The following is a 17,319-nucleotide window of genomic DNA, read 5'->3' as shown; positions in this document are numbered from 1 at the left end:
TGCCGGAATCTCTGATCAAGTGTTTCCGGAATCTGCGATCAAATGCGGCCGGAATTGGTGATCATTTCGCTCCGGAATACACAGATTCACGGGTTTGATTAGACGTATTAAAACTAATAAAGGCATCAAAGTACATTTTATAGATTGTTTTTAAAATTTTATAATCAGAGGGTAACTTGGATTTATTAAAACACATAAACTATCCCTAAATGTGTTTACATTGCGTCTACATGACTTTTTCAAATTTTCTAAAAACTACCGTAACTACTTGATTTTATTGGTGGGCCCACTAGGACTTGAACCTAGGACCAACGGATTATGAGTCCGCTGCTCTAACCAACTGAGCTATGGGCCCGGAGAGGAGTGTATTCTAAACTGATTTTGTGTTTTGTTCTACTGTTTTTTGTTATTAATTGTTATTTGAATTATTTGCCGTTTTGGAAAACGGCAAATAATTTATCCTTCGTCGCCTTCGAGGAAACTTCTTAGTTTTTCTGAACGGGAAGGGTGGCGTAGTTTGCGTAATGCTTTTGCTTCTATTTGACGTATGCGTTCACGGGTTACGTCAAATTGTTTTCCTACCTCTTCCAGGGTATGGTCGGTGTTCATTTCGATTCCGAAACGCATACGCAGAACTTTTGCTTCTCTTGGTGTTAATGTTTCCAGAATTTCCAGAGTTGCTTCTCTTAAGCCTTCGGCAGTAGCCATGTCAATTGGAGACTCGATGTTGTTGTCTTCGATAAAGTCACCCAAGTGTGAGTCATCGTCGTCACCAACAGGTGTTTCCATAGAAATGGGTTCTTTGGCGATTTTGAGTACTTTGCGGATTTTGTCTTCGCTCAGTTCCATTTTTTCTGCCAGCTCTTCAGGTGTGGCTTCTCGTCCTGTTTCTTGCAGGATTTGGCGAGAAATACGATTGAGCTTGTTGATGGTCTCAATCATATGTACCGGTATGCGTATGGTCCGTGCCTGATCTGCGATAGAGCGGGTAATTGCCTGTCTTATCCACCAGGTGGCATAGGTCGAGAATTTGTAGCCCCGACGGTATTCAAATTTGTCTACCGCTTTCATCAGGCCTATGTTTCCTTCCTGAATCAAATCGAGAAATTGTAATCCTCTGTTGGTATATTTTTTTGCAATGGAAATAACCAGACGCAAATTTGCTTCAACCATTTCTTTTTTCGCACGTCTTGCTTTGGCTTCGCCTATAGACATTTTTCGGTTGATGTCTTTAACTTCGCTGATGATCAGACCGTATTCAACCTCGAAAGATGCAAGGCGGCTTTGTAAGCGTAAAATTTCTTCTTTGTATTCTTCTATACGGGGCAAATCCAGTTTTTTGGCTTGTTTTGCACACAAGGTTTCCAGCCATTTCAGGTCAGTTTCCTGGCCAGGGAAGGTGTCGATAAACAGCTTTCGTGGAATACGTGCTTTTTCAATGCACAGACGCATAATGCTACGTTCAAATTCTCTGATGTGATTTCTTAGTTGACGAAAATGACGTGTTAGCTTGTCCACTTGCCGTGAAGTCAGTTTGAGCTTCAGGAAGGAATCGGACATGATTTCCAGTAATTCTACTGTCTTTTTATGGGTTCTGCCGTGTTCTTTTAGTGCAGTCATGGCATTATTGAAATGCTCACGTAACTCATCAAAATAAATTTTGGCTTGTTCGGGATTGGGGCCGTCATCGACTTCTGCTAATCCGCCTTCACCTTCTTCATCTTCATCATCGACTCTGAGAATGACGTCTTCTTGTTGATCTTCGTCTAACATGGAACCAATATTGGCGGCCGGAGCTATTTCTTCATCAGTATCAGCAAAACCGCTAATTATTTCATTAAGGCGTATTTCTTCGGCTATGAAGCGATCGTAATCATCAAGAACCAATTGCACCGTTTCAGGGTAATGGGCAAGGGATTTAAGAACTTGATAAATTCCCTCTTCTATGCGTTTGGCTATAAGTATTTCGCCTTCACGGGTCAGTAGCTCTACTGTGCCCATTTCTCGCATGTACATGCGGACAGGATCCGTGGTTCGCCCTGTTTCTTTATCAACCGAAGCCAGAACCATAGCTGCTTCTTCAATATCAGGCACATCCTCGGTATTGAGAAGAAGGGCAAGTTGATCGTCGCCTGGTGGCTGTTCAAATACTTTGATGTTCATGCCTTCAAGCATGCTTATGATCACATCAAAATGTTCTGTATCCGCTATTATGTTGGTCAGCGAGTCGTTTATTTGACTTTCGAGCAAGTAACCTTGTTCTTTACCAAGGCTGATAAGTTTAGCAATTTGTGAGCTTTGATGTTCTTGGTCATTTGTGGTCATAGGCACTTCTTTTAGGAACAATTAGGTCTACAAAAAGGGTTTGATTATAAACCGGCAATTTGCAACATACCAGCTTTTCAGATTTTTTATTTTTCTAAATCTGTCTGAAGATGTCTCTCTTTTAACATCTGCTGCAAGTTGTTGCGCTCTGTTTCGGTTAAACCCTCTTTCCGAGATTTATCTATTAACTGTCTTATTATAAGCTCTTTATTTTGTTTTTGTAAAAAAATTAAAGTATCAACAAACTCTTTTATCAATTCTTGTTCTGGAACCTGGTGATCCCAAGAGGCTAATCGGTTAATCGCATCAAAATAGGGCGTGGTTCGCCAGAATTCGATTAATGTTGCGGTAGTTGCCTGTGGATTAGATTCTAATTGATGCAGAATATTAAGTAAAATGTGATGTTCTTTTTTATGTAATAATTCTGGGGCGATTTGCGGTGCAATTTTATTATATATTTCAGGATTTTGTAAAAGCAGGGCAATAGCAATTCTTAGTGGTGATCTGGATATAGCCGTTGTATTTTCGGTGGGCGTAATTTCTGTTTTTTGGGTAATAAGTTGATTGAGTCTGTGATTATCCAGGTGAGTCAGTCGGGATAAATCATCAATAAGTAATTGTTTGAATGTGCCTTCTTCCATTTTTTGTAAATAAGGCTTGGCGGCATTAATCAGTTGCGTTTTTCCGGCTGGATTTTGCAGGTTAATGTCTTTGGCCAAGGTATCAAAGAAGAAGCGATGCAGTGGTGTAGCTTGTTGCAGGCGAGCTAAAAATTGTTCTTTGCCTTCTTCACGTACCAGGCTATCAGGATCGTGCCCTTCGGGTAAAAAAATGAAACCAGCATCAAGCCCTGAATTCAGATGGGGCAGGCTGCTTTCCAGGCCTCGCCATGCGGCTTGTCGTCCTGCTGTATCGCCATCAAAACAAAAAATAAGGTGTTTGGTGTGTTTTGCCAGTAGTTGGATGTGGTAGGTACTGGTTGCGGTGCCAAGTGTCGCTACAGCATTCATTATTCCGTGTTGCGCCAGAGCGATGACATCCATATATCCTTCAACCAGAATAATGTACTCGGTGGTTTTATTGTGGCTCAATATCTGGTGTAAGCCATAAAGCTCACGGCTTTTTTGAAAAATTACGGTTTCAGGTGAATTAAGATATTTGGGTTTTTGATCGGGATTGAGTACTCGACCACCGAATCCTATAATTCGGCCGTGACGATCATGGATTGGAAACATGACTCTGTTTCTGTAACGATCATAGATTTTTCCATCATCATTTTTGATTAACATTCCAGTTGCAATCAGTTCTCGTTGATTGCGAGGAAATGCCTGTTCCAGCTGATGCCAGCCATCAGGAGCGAATCCTAATTGGTAGAGTTTGGCTATAGTTCCGCTAAGCCCTCTCTTGCGAAGATAGTCAATAGCTGTCTGCCCATCGTGTTTTAACTTTTTTTGATAATATTGGCTGACTGCAGAAAGGAGTTTGTACAAATCCTGTGATGCGTTGTTTTGTTCTACTTTACCCTCTTTGGGTACCGTTAAACCAAGTCGAGTTGCCAGTGTTTCTATGGCATCAATAAATCCTTGATTCAGATAGTTCATTACAAAACTGATGGCATTACCTGATGCACCGCACCCAAAGCAGTGATAGAACTGTTTTTTGGCTACGACATTAAAAGAGGGTGTTTTTTCGTTATGGAAGGGGCAGCAGGCAATATGGCTTGTTCCTCTTTTTTTTAGAGGAACATAGCTATCAATTAACTCAACCAGATCGGTTCGATGCAGGATATCATCAATGAATGGCTGTGGAATTAAGCCAGACATAATATCCCCTTTAGCTCAATCTGGCCTTGATTAAGGCACTCACTTGAGTCATATCAGCTCGACCTTGCAGTTTTGCTTTGAGTTGTCCCATCACTTTACCCATATCAGCCATTTTTTCTGCACCGGTTGCTGCTATGGCGTCATTGACCATTTGCTCAATTTCTGTTGCAGACAAAGGCTCTGGCAAATATTTGGAAATAATTTCCAGTTCAAATTGTTCCTGAGCAACCAGATCATCCCTATTCGCTTTTTCATACTGAGCTATGGATTCTTTACGTTGCTTGGTCATTTTATCCAGAATAGCCAACATACGCTCTTCAGTCACTTCAATGCGTTCATCTACTTCAATTTGTTTCACCGCAGCAGTGATTAACCGAAGGGTAGTCAGCAAGTTTTTATCTTTGGCGCGCATGGCGTCTTTAATATCGTTATTGAGGCGTTCTTTTATGGACATGATTAATTCCTTAAAAACCAAAAGGCCACATGTAAATGTGACCTTGGCAATGTATCTGAACATTCACGAGAATGAATCGAGTGAATGGGTTCGTAAAGATTATTTACGACGGTGTTTCATGCTACGTCGTGAAGAAGTATCGCGAGAAATTTTTTTCAGATGACGTTTAACTGCAGCAGCTTGTTTACGTTTACGCTCAGCGGTTGGTTTTTCATAAAATTCACGACGGCGTAATTCGGTTAAAATACCGGCTTTTTCACAAGAGCGCTTAAAGCGGCGCAGTGCATATTCTGGGTTTTCGCCTTCTTTTACACGAACGGTAGGCATTAACTAATCCTCTGGTTATTTGATCTCAATAGGTGGGCAATTCTAGTGCTAGTTGATGCACTCGTCAAGTCCAATCTAAATCTTTCTTATTAATTTGTTACTTTTTTATTATAACCTAAATTTATTCTATGGGTTAGTTTTATATTTGCCAGAGAGGGCAAGGAGAATATAATCCCTGAATTCCAAAACGTTTGTACCAAAAAAATTGGGCTAAATTATTACCTAAAAAGACCAAAGCAGTCAGGGTAAACGCATCTAAACGTATTATCTAAGACCAAGACGTCTACGTTCTGCGCTTTATGCGCAGAATCCAGATCTTTGCCTGCACTAAGATCGCATGGATCCTGCGCATAAAGCGCAGGACGTAGGCAAAAGGGTGGAGATTTATGTTCATAATTTAGATGCGTTTGCCCTGCAAAGCAGTCGATTTTTTTAAATCGTAAATCTCCTTATGATATAATGCCAAATGGTTATTGATTGCTTGTATTAAGGTCGTGTATGCGTGTATTAGGTATAGAGTCTTCCTGTGATGAAACAGGGGTCGCCATTTATGATTCAAACTCAGGTTTATTAGCGCATGCGCTGCATTCTCAAATTGAAACTCACAAAAAACATGGTGGGGTTGTTCCCGAACTGGCTTCAAGAGATCACGTAAACTATTTAGTTCCTCTGATCGATGAAGTACTGAAGCGGGCTCAGTTAAATAAGAATGATCTCGATGGCGTTGCTTATACAGCAGGACCTGGTTTAATAGGTGCATTACTGGTTGGTTCTTGTTTTGCCAAAAGCCTTGCGTATGCTCTCGAAATCCCTGCTTTGGCAATTCATCATCTGGAAGCACACTTGCTCGCAGCAAAAATGGAGACACCAACGCTACAATTCCCTTTTATTGCTCTTTTAGTATCCGGTGGTCATTGTCAACTCATAGAAGTAAAAAATATGGGTGAGTACCAATTGTTAGGTGATACTCTGGATGACGCAGTAGGTGAGGCTTTTGATAAAACCGCCAAGCTCATGGGGATTCCCTATCCAGGTGGGCCAGTTTTAGCGGGTCTTGCCGATCAATGCGATTCAACGCCTTATAAATTTCCTCGTCCCATGACCGACCGACCCGGTTTGGATTTTAGTTTCAGTGGATTAAAAACTTTTGCTCTAAATACCTGGAACAATAGTGCCAAACAAGATAGCGATCGTTCAGAAATCGCAAAATCATTTCAAAATGCTGTTGTTGAAACCTTGATTATTAAAGCCAAAAGAGCAATACAACAGTCGCACTGCAAGCGTTTGGTTGTTGCTGGTGGGGTAGGAGCGAATAAAGCGCTGCGTTCGGCTCTAAACGAATGGATGGCGAGTATCAATGGCGAAGTCTATTTTCCAGCTATGGAATATTGTACTGACAATGGAGCAATGGTTGCGTATGCGGGATGTTTGCGTATGGTGTTGGGGGAGAGGGATTTGGGGTGGGGAGTGGTCGTCAAACCCCGCTGGCCCCTCGCCTGAACGGCCGTATTTGGCGCATCTTGCAAGAACGGGGGGTTTAAAAAAAGCGGAGTGTACATCAGGTACATGAGCATTTTTTTAAACCCCCCGTTCTTGCAACCTGCACTCAAATCCGACCGTTCAGGGGCATAGGCGGTATTCGACATATATTGTGAGAACAACGCTTTAAAAAAATGCTCATGTACCTGATGTACACTCCGCTTTTTTTAAAACACCGTTCTTGCAACCTGCACTCAAATCCGACTGTTCAGGGGCATAATAAATGTAGCCTGTATTAGACAAAGTCGTAATACAGGGTCTATACCGTCCAGAAAATTTCCCTGTTTTATTTCAATTTGATATACACATCATCGTCCAACTTGGGAACGCTTTTTCATGGTAGGATGTCTTGGAGATTATTCATCCGGTGCCACTTATTTTTTCCCATTGCATAGATTAGACAGGCAATCTGACCACCTGTATTACGACTTTGTCTAATACAGGCTACTTGTATCGATTCATTGGACTGTTCAGGGGAATAATAAATGTAGCCTGCATTAGACAAAGTCGTAATACAGGGTCTATACCGTCCAGGAAATCCCCCTGTTTTATTTCAATTTGATATACACATCATCGTCCAACGTGGGAACGTTTTTTTGTGGTAGGATGTCTTGGAGATTATTCATCCGGTGCCACTTATTTTTTCCCATTGCATTGATTAGACAGGTAATCTGACCACCTGTATTAGACAAAGTCGTAATACAGGGTCTATACCGTCCAGGAAATCTCCTTGTTTTATTTCAATTTGATATACACATCATTGTCCAACGTGGGAACGCTTTTTCATGGTAGGATGTCTTGGAGATTATTCATCCGGTGCCACTTATTTTTTCCCATTGCATTGATTAGACAGGCAATCTGACTACCTGTATTACGACTTTGTCTAATACAGGCTACTTGTATCGATTCATTCGACCGTTCAGGAGTTGGGTGTAACCTTCGCTTAAACCGTGCCAGTGTCTTTATTTTTGGGTTTTGGCGATTTGGTTTTCGTTGGTTTTGTCTTTTTTTCAGGCTCTTCTGTTTTGCTTGTTTTCTTTGTTGTTGTTTTTGTCGTTTTTGGACTCTTTTTTATAGGTGCTTCTGATTCAGGTGCTTTTTCTTTGGCTGTTTTTTTTGTTGTTTTTGATGCCGGAGAAGCTGGTTTTTGAGATGAAATTTCTTCCTTGCCATCAATTAACGAGGGGGAGTCCATAATGTCCTTGATTACACCTTGTTTGAATTTAATTTTAGGTTCTACGCCATCGATTAAGCGGTTAATATTGTTCTTGTGCTTGTAGAGCACCAAAAGGGTTACGAAAAACAGGGGTGGGAATATATCCAGTCTTCCTAACAAAAGTAATGCGTAAAAAGGTGATAGGGATATGGAAACAATTGAAGCCAGAGATGAGTATCGGGAAAAATTGGCGACCAGTAACCAGGTGCCCGCAACAAGAACCCCTATAATAAAATGAAAGCCCAGCAAGGCTCCAATGGCTGTGGCTACGCCTTTTCCACCCTTAAATTTAAAAAATATGGGAAACATATGACCAACGACTGCGGCCAGGACGGTAAATGCGATGGTTGCAGGGGTTGCGCCCAGTGCCTTGGCTATCATTACGGGAATTGTTCCCTTGAGCACATCGCCAACCATGACTAAAGCCGCATATTTTTTTCCGGCCAGGCGCAGAACGTTAGTCGCTCCTGGATTTTTTGAGCCTTCGGTTGTGGGATCGGGCAAGCCAAATATTCGACAAACGATTATTGCAGAGCAAAATGAACCCATTATGTACGCAAGAATTATCAAGAATAGAGATTGAATCACCTGGAGCCCCCTTGGCAAAATTATTTTTTATTATGAGATAATCTTGCTGTTCTAGCAATAGTGGCTTGTTTCTTGTGATCTGCATGACTTGTTGGTTATAAGCACGTAAATTTGCGCCTTGACACGCCTTTTTCTGGAGTGCAGCCTTATGAAGGGCTTAAGGGAGAAAAAGAGCTTGCAGGTTATTAGTAAAACGTCTTCCTAATGGCGATACCTGCCAGTGATCATCGGTTAGAATGATGAGTTTTTTCTCCTGGGCTATTTTTAATTTAGGAAGTAATGTATTTATATTCAATCCCGTTGTTTGACTAAATAGTTCCAGAGGGATAGGTTGTTCAAGGCGAGTCGTGTTGAGCATGAACTCAAATAACAAATCGTCGCCTGTTACTTCTTCAATATGAGCCAGGCAGGGTTTATCCTGGTTTAAATAATCTTTAGGTTGACGATGCTTTCGGGTTCTTTTTATCGCATTTATCGTGGTGATTTTTCCGTGCGCTCCTGCACCAATGCCCAGATAATCACCAAACAGCCAGTAATTAAGATTATGGCGTGCCTGTTTGCCTGGTTGAGCAAAAGCCGAAATTTCATAGCGCTCAAAACCTGCATCTCGCAACATATTTAGCCCTCGTTCCTCGAGTATGAACGCATCATCTTCTGATGGAAGTGGCGGTTTTTCTTTGTAAAATACGGTATTTGGTTCTATGGTTAATTGATACCAGGAGAGATGTTCTGGTTGGTGGGTTAAGGCGGTGGTTAAATCAGCCAGTCCTTGTTCAATAGTTTGTTTTGGTAAGCCATGCATGATATCGAGATTGAGATTATCAAAACCGGCATTTCGTGCTGCATTAATGGCTGCATGGGCTTGATGTTCATCGTGAATACGGCCTAAAACGTTTAAGTGGGTAGGGTTGAAGCTCTGAATACCCAGAGACAGGCGATTGATTCCGGTTTGTCGGTATTCTGTAAAACGCCCTTGTTCGACACTGCCAGGATTTGCTTCCATAGTGATTTCAATATCTGGGGTGAAATGCAGCAGTTGTTTTAATTGGGTAAACAAGGTGTCATAAGCTTCTGCAGAAAAGAGACTTGGTGTGCCGCCACCGATGAAAATGGATGTAATGTCTCTGACTGGAAAAAGAGACAAATCGGATTTTAAGTCTTTGATTAATGTGCTTATATACTCTTGTTCGGGTAAATTATCCGGACTTTTGTGAGAGTTAAAATCGCAGTAAGGGCATTTGCGAATGCACCATGGCATGTGAATGTACAAAGATAATGGACGCATTAATATTTTTAAACTGGCTTGTTTGATAATGCGATAGTATCATGATAACTGTTTTGTCACCAAATGAGTGATAGTGAGGTATGAGAGAAAAGCCATTTTGCAAACAGAAATCAGTGATTGCCAAATCACGATTGTTTACCGTTGAAGAGATGCATTTAGAATTTTCTAATGGTGCAAAAAGAATTTATGAACGCATTAAAAATCACGGACATGGAGCGGTTCTGATCGTTGCGATAACGCCCGGGAACTCGTTATTATTGGTGCGGGAGTATGCGGCAGGAACTGACACTATTGAGCTGGCCTTTCCTAAAGGGCTTATTGATCGTGGTGAAACCGCTGTTGAAGCAGCGAACAGGGAATTACGAGAAGAAGTTGGATTTGCTGCCAGAGAACTGCATTGGTTGCGCACCATGAGTCTGGCTCCTGGTTATTTCGGATCCCGGATTGAGGTGGTTCTTGCTCAGGGATTATATTATGCACCACTAGACGGTGACGAGCCGGAACCGCCAGAAGTTGTTGAGTGGCCTTTGAGTGCTGCTATGGAGCTATTAGAAAAACCGGATTTTACCGAGGCGCGCAGTATCGCTGCGTTATTTTTAGCTAAAGAATGGTTAAATAAGAGGAAATAATATGTCAAATAAACGAGTACGAGTTGCAGTAACAGGTGCCGCAGGCCAAATAGGCTACGCATTATTGTTTCGTATTGCTTCAGGCCAAATGTTTGGTGCAGATACTGAAGTGGAATTGAATTTGCTGGAACTTGAAGCGGCTCTTCCTTCTCTGGAAGGTGTGGCTATGGAGCTGGATGATTGTGCATTTCCTTTATTAAAGCGAATTGTGTGTACTGCTGATATGAATACAGCGATGGATGGCGTGAACTGGGCCTTATTGGTGGGTTCTGTGCCTCGTAAGCAAGGAATGGAGCGCTCTGATTTATTGCAGATTAATGGTGGTATTTTTACCAAGCAGGGTAAAGCGATTAACGATTGTGCCAGTGATGATGTGCGGGTTTTTGTTGTAGGAAATCCCTGCAATACCAACTGTTTGATAGCCATGCACCATGCTAAAGACATTCCAAATGATCGGTTTTTTGCCATGACTACTCTTGATGAATTAAGAGCACGAACTCAATTGGCAAAAAAAGCCGGTGTAGACATCACTAAAGTCACTGAAATGACCATCTGGGGCAACCATTCTGCTACTCAATATCCTGATTTTTATAATGCAAAAATTAATGGGATTTCGGCTGCCCAGGTCATTCAGGATGAGTCCTGGTTGAAAGATACTTTTGTATCTGCGGTACAGCAACGGGGTGCGGCAGTAATTAAAGCGCGTGGCTCTTCTTCTGCGGCATCAGCTGCCAATGGTGTGGTTGTTGGTGTAAATCATCTGGTAACTGATACGCCAGTAGGTGAATCGTTCTCTATGGCTCGTTGTTCCCAGGGAGAGTACGGTGTGGATGAGGGATTGATATTTTCTGTTCCATGCCGACGTGAGAAAGGTGAACTGATTGTTCTTGATAAGTTACATTTTAACGAGTACGGCCAGGAACGATTCAACATCACCTTGAATGAGTTGAGGCAAGAGCGTGATATTGTCAAAAGTCTTGGATTATTAGACTAAGTATTTAGGATTGATTGTGCCTGGACTTTAGTCCAGGCATTTTTTTTGCTCAAAATGCCAAGCTGCATCTTTTTTTTAATTTCACAATCCTGGTTTCAGGAATTCTGGTGTTGCGCTTGAGTGTAACTTCGGGTTCTTATCATCTCTATTGGCATATTCTTCACTTTGATATATTTGGAATAATGCCGAGTCATCTAATATGGGCTTCGCTGAGCCATTACGTAATAAAGTTGATATTGATCGACCGTTTGATAGCAGATCGTTGAGTTTATTAATGAATAGTTCCACTTGCTTAAATGGATCGTTGTTTTTGTTGACCATATGGGTCGAATGATGAATTATAGCTTTGGCAAGCTGTTCGTCAGTAAGATAAAGTATTAAACGCGATTGAACTATCCTGATGAAATTTTTTTCGGAGAGCATCGTTAAGTTAAACAGAAAATCGGGTTGCCTTTTTAAGTGAGCGTTTAATTTTTGACTGAATCCATGCCTGTTGCTGTTGTCGAGCATCGCTTGAGTGAGTTCATGATGATCCAGCTCGGTGTGCGATTTTCCTGTTTTTGCTTTAAGCCACAAGAGCAGATTGTCATCCTTTCTGGAATGGTTTAAAGCGCTGAATTGAAATTTTGAAGACACTTTAGGATGCGACACGACCTTGTTCCAGTCTATGGGAGGCAGATCATGGCGTTTCGCCATTGCGTCCATGGATGTTCTGATGGAATCAAAATCGATTCGCCATTTTTCAAAATGAGGAAGGGCTTCTTTGATTGCACTCAATAAACGAATGAAACTGTTTTTCAGTTTAGGATTGTAGCGTTCTGTCGCTTCTTTTAATTGCTGAACAGCGGGATAGCAATACCTGCCGTTTCTCATAGCTTCCAAATGAAACACTGATTGTAACGAATCCAGCAATGCGGAGGATGGGTCTTCCATACCTAATATTCCATAACAGGCCCTGATTAAAGATTAGTTTATGAACCGCATAAAATCCAAATTTTTTACACAATGGAATCAAAATTATCTAATTAATCGTATTTAGCTGGCGTACTGTCTGATATTAATGAAACATAAACTCTGAATTTATTCGTTTTGGAGTATTTTGCTTAATTCAGCTTGGGGTACAAACCCCATCGCTGAATCAGGGGCTATTACTTGATGACACCACAGGCTATGCGTGCACCGCCGCCACCCATGGGCGGAGTATCTGAGTAATTGTCGCCATTGGCATGAACCATAACGGACAATCCTTTTAAATCACCAAGTTTTAAACGGGGAGCAAGCGTAGGGGTATTGGCTACTCCGTCTGCCGAAACATAAAGCACCGGAAGATCACCAAGGTGACCATTGCCATAGGGGCCTTGATGGCTGTTGGTATTGGCAGGATCATAATGACCGCCTGCGTCCATGCCATCAGCAGCGCAACTTGAGTGTTGATGCAAATGAAAGCCATGCAGTCCAGGAGTTAAACCGCTCAGTTCTGGTTTAATTAACACGCCATAGGGTGTTTCTGTAAATACTACCGTTCCTATGGGATTTGAACTGGCTCCTATTGTACTTATTGAGGCGGTCATTTGTGCAGCTTGCGCTATATTCAGGCTCAATAAAGAAGCGAAAATAAGAAGAAATTTTGTGTTCATTTTTGTTCCCTGTCTAAAATTGGTTTTCTAAGTATTAATCAAGACGCAGTTTAATGCCAGTAAGTATATGAGCATAGGGTGAATTGATTTTTTTTCGGTATATAACTTTTGGAGGTCAATTAAACAATTAAACAGGCTATTACAAGGACTTTGGTTAAAAAAGAAGTTGCTGTATAGCAAGCAGGGTTTATACTTGATATTTTGATGTCTTTAACCAGAGAGCGCTCATGGAATTGAGAACAGATAACACTCCTTTTAAATCGTTGTTCCAGCCCTTGGATTTAGGGTTTACCCAAATTAAAAATCGTGTGCTGATGGGGTCTATGCATACTGGTCTTGAAGAAGATAAAGACAGTTTACAACGGTTGGCAGAATTCTATCGTGAACGTGCCCTTGGTGGCGTTGGTTTAATTGTTACTGGTGGTATTGCCCCAAACCGATCGGGTCGTTTGGCTCCTTTTGCGGCAAAAATGACAAACAGCAAGGAGCAACACAGGCATGAATTAGTAACTCGTACTGTACATGAAGCAGGTGGTAAGATAGCGATGCAGATTTTGCATGCGGGTCGTTATGGTTATCATCCTTTTACCGTTGCACCCAGTCGGATCAAATCGCCAATAAGTCCTTTTACTCCTTGGACTATGAGCCAAAGGCGCATAAAAAAAACGATTCAGCATTTTGCCCGTTGCGCTCGCCTTGCCCAAGGGGCGGGTTATGATGGTGTTGAAATAATGGGCAGTGAAGGCTATCTCATCAACCAGTTTATTGTCTCTCATACCAATCATCGCAAAGATGAGTGGGGAGGCAGTTATGAAAACCGTATTCGTTTCCCTGTTGAAATAGTGCGGGCAGTGCGTGAAGCGGTTGGTGAGCGATTTATCATTATTTATCGTTTGTCCATGCTTGATTTGATTGCTAATGGCAGCAGCTGGGAAGAGGTGGTGATTTTAGCCAAGGCAATAGAACAGGCTGGTGCAAGCATTATTAATACGGGCATTGGTTGGCATGAAGCCCGCATTCCGACTATTGGAACTATGGTACCTCCTGCGGCATTTACCCCGGTAACCAGGCATCTTAAACCTGAGGTGAGTATACCTGTTGTCACCTCTAACCGTATTAATACTCCCGAACTTGCCAATCAGTTGTTAGAAGACGGGGTTGCGGATATGATTTCCATGGCCAGACCTTTGCTTGCTGATTCGCAATTTGTTGAAAAAGCGCAGCGTGGCGAGTCGGCCGGAATCAATGTCTGCATCGCCTGCAATCAAGCCTGTCTGGATCAGGTTTTTGTGAATAAATCAGCTTCCTGTTTAGTCAATCCTCGTGCGTGTAACGAAACGGAATTAGTCTATCAAGCGGTACATCAGCCTAAGTCCATTGCCGTGGTGGGTTCAGGCCCTGCGGGTCTTGCCTTTGCGGCTGTTGCGGCTGAACGGGGACACAAGGTTACTGTGTTTGAGCGCAGTGATCGTTTGGGGGGGCAGTTTAATTTGGCAAAACAAATACCAGGTAAGGAAGATTTTCAGCACACGTTGAACTATTTTCACTATCAGTTACAAAAATTTAAGGTCGACTTGCGTTTAAATACAGAAGCCGGCGTAGAGACGCTGGAGCACTTTGATGAAGTAGTTCTTGCTACGGGCATCAAGCCCCGAACTCCTGAGATTAAAGGGATTACTCATGAAAAAGTGGTCAGTTATATAGATGTAATTAATAGAAAAAAAACAGTGGGTGAACAAGTCGCCATTATAGGCGCTGGAGGAATAGGATTTGATGTTGCAGAGTTTTTGACGCACGAACATCAATCCACTACAGACCAATTTTATCAGGAATGGGGTATTGACATTAAAGGAGAGCACAGGGGGGGATTGCAACCAGCGCAGAATACGCCAAGCCCTAGAGAGGTTTACCTGTTGCAACGTAAAAAAGAAAAAATGGGACAACGTCTAGGCAAAACTACAGGCTGGATTCATAGACTCAGTTTAAAGCATAAAAAGGTGAAGATGATTTCCGGGGTTACTTATGAGGGCATTGATGATCAAGGATTGCACATTAAAATTGATGAACAACCACAAACACTGAAGGTTGATACAGTAGTCATTTGTGCTGGTCAAACGGAGTTAAAAGACCTTTATGAACCCTTAAAGCAACAGGGAAAATCAGTTCATCTAATTGGCGGTGCCTACAAAGCTCTGGAGCTTGATGCCCGTCATGCTATTGATCAGGCCTGTCGGTTGGCTGCTTTGATTTGATTCTTATTGGCCGCTAAAAAATAGCCTCTTCTTAGGTGCTTGCAAAGAAGAGGTCTTGGTGCAAAATCAGTTTTTATCAATCCCTCATTCCCGCATCGGACTTCACTATCTGAGTCAACCTGTTTAAAGCATGTAGAAAAAAACTAGCTATTGAATGAAACGATAAGAGTATTATAATTGGTGCAGTTGATTGGAAGAGGGTTGGGTATGTACTACTACTCTTTAAATTTTTGAAGAATACTCTTGCAATCAGCCCTTGGCTTAGTTGAATAACGCTATTTTTCGCATCATTTTAATTCATATTTGATGGAAAAAAATCGGTATTGATGAACATAAATTGTCTGATTTATTTGAGAAAAGTAATAAATATAGTGCATCTCCCTGTTTATTTTGTTATTATACTGAGCAATTTTTATATAACTTAACCTTTTCAGGTTGAAGCTTTGACTATATCAGGAACACTATGACTCAAGAAATTACTCATTTCTCTGCTTTTAATTTCTCAGATGCTTTGAATAAAGCTCTGGTAGATATGAACTTTACAACGCCTTCCCCCATACAGGCACAAACGATACCGTTGTTATTGCAAGGCCGAGATGCTATTGCTTTAGCTCAAACAGGTACAGGAAAAACTGCTGCTTTTGCATTGCCAATCCTGCAAAATATTTCTCCTTCCATTCAAGGAACACAAGCGCTAATTATTGCGCCTACTCGTGAGCTTGCCATCCAGGTTGCCGAACAGTTTGAGGTATTAAGCAAACATCAACGAGGTACTACTATTGCCGTATTGTGTGGCGGTCAGGAGTATGGTCGTCAATTAAAACAATTACGAGGCGGTGCTCAGGTTGTCGTTGGAACACCTGGCCGTATTCTGGATCATATAGACAAAGGTACTTTACCTTTGGAAAATTTACGTACCTTTATTCTGGATGAAGCAGATGAAATGTTGCGTATGGGATTCATTGAAGATGTTGAAACGATTTTAGCTAAATTACCCGAGAAAAAACAGATTGCTTTATTCTCAGCGACCATGCCTTATCGTATTCGGCAGATTGCCAATAACTATCTGACTGATCCGGCTTCCGTAGAAATTAAAATGGAAACCGCTACGGTGAAAAGCATTGAGCAACGATTTTTGTTTGCTTCAGGTCACCAAAAACCGGATGCATTGATTCGTGTTCTGGAAGTTGAAGATTATCAGGGCGTGATAGTCTTTACCCGTACTAAAAGCAGTACTGAAGAAGTAGCTGAGCTGTTGCAACAACAAGGTCTTCGGGCCATGGCGATTCATGGGGACATTACTCAGGCCCTGCGTGAACGCATTATTTCCCAGTTTAAACAAGGCGCTATAGATATTTTGGTTGCGACCGACGTAGCGGCACGAGGCCTGGATGTGGAGCGAGTTACCCACGTTATCAATTATGACTTGCCTCATGATAATGAAACCTACGTCCATCGAATCGGTAGAACCGGAAGAGCCGGCCGCTCCGGGGTGACAATTTTGTTTGTAACGCCCAAAGAATCACGTTTGATTAGCAGTATCGAAAGGCATACCCGTCAACGAATAGAAAAAGTGAACGTGCCCAACGATCACATGATACAAGTAGCCAGACAACAGCGTTTTATGGCAAATATTACAGAGCGTTTAGAGCATGCAAATCTGCCATCTTACAAGCGTATTGTTGAAGAATACATTAAAGAACATGATGTATCCCCGGTAGATGTTGCTGCAACCCTTGCGTTGTTATTACACAAAGATTTACCCTGGAAAAAAGAATTGGCTTTACCTGCCTCCTCCCGCCCAGCTAAAGAAGGCCGTGTGAGTCGTAATGGCGAAGGGCGATCTGATCGTGGTTCTCGTTTTGGTGATGACAGAAAAGGATTTGGTGGCGATCGTAAATCTTTTGGCGGTGATAAAAAAGGTTTCGGCAGTGACCGGAAGAGTTTCGGGGATGACCGAAAAAAATACAATGACGAATCACCGGCTCAAGACTTGTTCCGAATAGATGTGGGTAAAGTTCATGGTGTAAAACCGGGTAATATTGTCGGTGCTATTGCTAATGAAGCGGGTTTACAGAGTCGATATATTACCGGTCTTAAAATTCATGAAGATCATTCTACCGTGCGCCTGCCCAAGGGAATGTCCAAGGAAGTGGTTAGAGATTTGACCAAAGCATGGGTTTGTGGACGACAATTAAACCTTACTTTAATCAGTAGTGCCTGATTGCATGGCAATTAAGCCCTAAGGTA

General features: G+C 41.9%; 13 protein-coding genes and 1 tRNA gene. 5 read left to right on the top strand and 9 right to left on the bottom strand.

What is annotated here, in order from left to right; genetic code table 11:
* Window positions 1-278 precede the first annotated feature (278 nt).
* From Lwor_RS05145 to rpsU, 5 genes are all read right to left on the bottom strand, one after another.
* Window positions 279-355, bottom strand: a tRNA-Ile gene (locus tag Lwor_RS05145).
* Between the two features lie 101 nt (window positions 356-456).
* Window positions 457-2,325 (bottom strand): RNA polymerase sigma factor RpoD, encoded by a 1,869-nt coding sequence (gene rpoD, locus Lwor_RS05140; protein ID WP_058492834.1) that lies wholly within the window; start codon window positions 2,323-2,325, stop codon window positions 457-459.
* A gap of 86 nt (window positions 2,326-2,411) precedes the next feature.
* Window positions 2,412-4,148 (bottom strand): DNA primase, encoded by a 1,737-nt coding sequence (dnaG, locus tag Lwor_RS05135; RefSeq protein WP_058492833.1) that lies wholly within the window; start codon window positions 4,146-4,148, stop codon window positions 2,412-2,414.
* Window positions 4,149-4,158: 10 nt separating this feature from the next.
* Complete coding sequence (locus Lwor_RS05130) at window positions 4,159-4,602, bottom strand: GatB/YqeY domain-containing protein (protein WP_058492832.1); 444 nt, start codon at window positions 4,600-4,602, stop codon at window positions 4,159-4,161.
* A 99-nt stretch (window positions 4,603-4,701) separates the two neighbouring features.
* Window positions 4,702-4,929 (bottom strand): 30S ribosomal protein S21, encoded by a 228-nt coding sequence (gene rpsU, locus Lwor_RS05125; protein WP_018576467.1) that lies wholly within the window; start codon window positions 4,927-4,929, stop codon window positions 4,702-4,704.
* Window positions 4,930-5,427: 498 nt separating this feature from the next.
* Between rpsU and tsaD the strand changes: the two genes are divergently transcribed.
* Entirely contained in the window at window positions 5,428-6,429 is a 1,002-nt protein-coding gene (tsaD, locus tag Lwor_RS05120) for a tRNA (adenosine(37)-N6)-threonylcarbamoyltransferase complex transferase subunit TsaD (protein ID WP_058492831.1), read from the top strand.
* A 982-nt stretch (window positions 6,430-7,411) separates the two neighbouring features.
* Here tsaD and plsY read toward each other — a convergent pair.
* Both plsY and hemW read right to left on the bottom strand, forming a co-directional pair.
* Window positions 7,412-8,233 carry a glycerol-3-phosphate 1-O-acyltransferase PlsY gene (gene plsY, locus Lwor_RS05115; protein ID WP_415582889.1) on the bottom strand — a complete coding sequence of 274 codons (822 nt, stop codon included), beginning with the start codon at window positions 8,231-8,233 and terminating at the stop codon, window positions 7,412-7,414.
* A 196-nt stretch (window positions 8,234-8,429) separates the two neighbouring features.
* Window positions 8,430-9,557: a radical SAM family heme chaperone HemW gene (hemW, locus tag Lwor_RS05110; RefSeq protein WP_058492829.1), complete on the bottom strand. Its 1,128-nt coding sequence runs from the start codon at window positions 9,555-9,557 to the stop codon at window positions 8,430-8,432.
* 80 nt (window positions 9,558-9,637) lie between these two features.
* On the opposite strand from hemW, the gene nudE reads away from it, so the two are divergent.
* Complete coding sequence (nudE, locus tag Lwor_RS05105) at window positions 9,638-10,186, top strand: ADP compounds hydrolase NudE (RefSeq protein WP_058492828.1); 549 nt, start codon at window positions 9,638-9,640, stop codon at window positions 10,184-10,186.
* A 1-nt stretch (window position 10,187) separates the two neighbouring features.
* A complete protein-coding gene (locus tag Lwor_RS05100; protein WP_058492827.1) occupies window positions 10,188-11,180 on the top strand; it encodes a malate dehydrogenase in 993 nt (330 codons plus the stop codon).
* 81 nt (window positions 11,181-11,261) lie between these two features.
* Here Lwor_RS05100 and Lwor_RS05095 read toward each other — a convergent pair whose 3' ends face one another.
* Both Lwor_RS05095 and Lwor_RS05090 read right to left on the bottom strand, forming a co-directional pair.
* Window positions 11,262-12,113, bottom strand: a complete 852-nt coding sequence (locus Lwor_RS05095) for a hypothetical protein (RefSeq protein WP_058492826.1) — start codon at window positions 12,111-12,113, stop codon at window positions 11,262-11,264.
* Between the two features lie 215 nt (window positions 12,114-12,328).
* Entirely contained in the window at window positions 12,329-12,817 is a 489-nt protein-coding gene (locus Lwor_RS05090) for a superoxide dismutase family protein (protein ID WP_058492825.1), read from the bottom strand.
* A gap of 227 nt (window positions 12,818-13,044) precedes the next feature.
* On the opposite strand from Lwor_RS05090, the gene Lwor_RS05085 reads away from it, so the two are divergent.
* Both Lwor_RS05085 and Lwor_RS05080 read left to right on the top strand, forming a co-directional pair.
* Complete coding sequence (locus tag Lwor_RS05085; protein WP_058492824.1) at window positions 13,045-15,069, top strand: NADPH-dependent 2,4-dienoyl-CoA reductase; 2,025 nt, start codon at window positions 13,045-13,047, stop codon at window positions 15,067-15,069.
* A gap of 463 nt (window positions 15,070-15,532) precedes the next feature.
* On the top strand, window positions 15,533-17,293 hold the full coding sequence (locus tag Lwor_RS05080; protein ID WP_058492823.1) for a DEAD/DEAH box helicase: 1,761 nt from the start codon (window positions 15,533-15,535) through the stop codon (window positions 17,291-17,293).
* The last annotated feature ends 26 nt before the right edge of the window (window positions 17,294-17,319 follow it).

The sequence above is a fragment of the Legionella worsleiensis genome (assembly GCF_001467535.1).
Lineage (GTDB): Bacteria > Pseudomonadota > Gammaproteobacteria > Legionellales > Legionellaceae > Legionella > Legionella worsleiensis.
This window is presented reverse-complemented; position numbering and strand designations above follow the sequence as displayed.